We start from the raw sequence: 225 nt of genomic DNA, 5'->3' as shown, positions 1-225 counted from the left end.
GCCGAGCGCTATCGCGATGGTTCATTCCGCGAGGCGGTCGCGGCAAAGATCCCCGCCGGCCGCCACGGTCAGGCCGACGATCTTGTCGGCGCCTTCGTATTCCTGTGCAGCGACGCCGCCCGCTACGTCACCGGCGCCGACATTCCCGTCGATGGCGGCTGGACCATAGGCGATGCGCCTGGCGTCCTGCCCGGCGCGGCGGCATGACAAGACGCTGCCTGTCGG

Annotated in this window: 1 protein-coding gene; it reads left to right on the top strand. The window is 70.2% G+C overall.

Going from position 1 to position 225, the window contains the following annotated elements:
- The coding region (locus tag ASE56_RS17420) for an SDR family oxidoreductase (RefSeq protein ID WP_200914074.1) at positions 1-207 on the top strand (207 nt) is incomplete at its 5' end.
- Positions 208-225 lie beyond the last annotated feature (18 nt).

It is taken from the genome of Microbacterium sp. Leaf203, assembly GCF_001421275.1.
Classification (GTDB): domain Bacteria; phylum Actinomycetota; class Actinomycetes; order Actinomycetales; family Microbacteriaceae; genus Microbacterium; species Microbacterium testaceum_A.
Note: the sequence above shows the minus strand (reverse complement) of the source record. Positions and strands in the feature narration are given on the sequence as shown.